The organism is Streptomyces sp. NPDC004752 (assembly GCF_053601275.1).
Map to the genome: position 1 here is coordinate 1 of NZ_JBSGBN010000248.1, position 1,846 is coordinate 1,846.

Sequence of the window (1,846 nt, forward strand, 5' to 3'; positions counted from 1 at the left end):
ACACAGTGGACGCGAGCCTCTATGGACAAGCCCTCGGCCTATTAGTACCGGTCACCTCCACCAGTTACCTGGCTTCCAGATCCGGCCTATCAACCCAGTCGTCTACTGGGAGCCTTACCCCATCAAGTGGGTGGGAGTCCTCATCTCGAAGCAGGCTTCCCGCTTAGATGCTTTCAGCGGTTATCCCTCCCGAACGTAGCCAACCAGCCATGCCCTTGGCAGAACAACTGGCACACCAGAGGTTCGTCCGTCCCGGTCCTCTCGTACTAGGGACAGCCCTTCTCAAGACTCCTACGCGCACAGCGGATAGGGACCGAACTGTCTCACGACGTTCTAAACCCAGCTCGCGTACCGCTTTAATGGGCGAACAGCCCAACCCTTGGGACCGACTCCAGCCCCAGGATGCGACGAGCCGACATCGAGGTGCCAAACCATCCCGTCGATATGGACTCTTGGGGAAGATCAGCCTGTTATCCCCGGGGTACCTTTTATCCGTTGAGCGACGGCGCTTCCACAAGCCACCGCCGGATCACTAGTCCCGACTTTCGTCCCTGCTCGACCCGTCGGTCTCACAGTCAAGCTCCCTTGTGCACTTACACTCAACACCTGATTACCAACCAGGCTGAGGGAACCTTTGGGCGCCTCCGTTACCCTTTAGGAGGCAACCGCCCCAGTTAAACTACCCATCAGACACTGTCCCTGATCCGGATCACGGACCCAGGTTAGACATCCAGCACGACCAGACTGGTATTTCAACGACGACTCCCACCGAACTGGCGTCCGATGCTCAAAGTCTCCCAGCTATCCTACACAAGCCGAACCGAACACCAATATCAAACTGTAGTAAAGGTCCCGGGGTCTTTCCGTCCTGCTGCGCGAAACGAGCATCTTTACTCGTAGTGCAATTTCACCGGGCCTATGGTTGAGACAGTCGAGAAGTCGTTACGCCATTCGTGCAGGTCGGAACTTACCCGACAAGGAATTTCGCTACCTTAGGATGGTTATAGTTACCACCGCCGTTTACTGGCGCTTAAGTTCTCAGCTTCGCCCACCCGAAAGTGAGCTAACCGGTCCCCTTAACGTTCCAGCACCGGGCAGGCGTCAGTCCGTATACATCGCCTTACGGCTTCGCACGGACCTGTGTTTTTAGTAAACAGTCGCTTCTCGCTGGTCTCTGCGGCCACCCCCAGCTCAGGAAGTAAATCCCATCACCAGGAATGGCCCCCCTTCTCCCGAAGTTACGGGGGCATTTTGCCGAGTTCCTTAACCATAGTTCACCCGAACGCCTCAGTATTCTCTACCAGACCACCTGAGTCGGTTTAGGGTACGGGCCGCCATAAAACTCGCTAGAGGCTTTTCTCGACAGCATAGGATCATCCACTTCACCACAATCGGCTCGGCATCAGGTCTCAGACACATGAGCGGCGGATTTACCTACCACTCGTCCTACACCCTTACCCCGGGACAACCACCGCCCGGGATGGACTACCTTCCTGCGTCACCCCATCACTCACCTACTGCAAGTCTGGTTCGCCGGCTCCACCACTCCCCCTTGCCCGAAGGCTCCGGGGCGGCTTCACGGACTTAGCATCGCCTGGTTCGATGTTTGACGCTTCACAGCGGGTACCGGAATATCAACCGGTTATCCATCGACTACGCCTGTCGGCCTCGCCTTAGGTCCCGACTTACCCTGGGCAGATCAGCTTGACCCAGGAACCCTTAGTCAATCGGCGCACACGTTTCTCACGTGTGAATCGCTACTCATGCCTGCATTCTCACTCGTCAACCGTCCACAACTACCTTCCGGTGCTGCTTCACCCGGCAGACGACGCTCCCCTACCCATCC

Annotated in this window: 1 rRNA gene (cut by a window edge); it reads right to left on the bottom strand. The window is 56.9% G+C overall.

Annotated features, from left to right (window positions below):
* Positions 1–21: 21 nt before the first annotated feature.
* Positions 22–1,846, bottom strand: a 23S ribosomal RNA gene (locus tag ACWEKM_RS45600) (it continues 1,363 nt past the right edge of the window).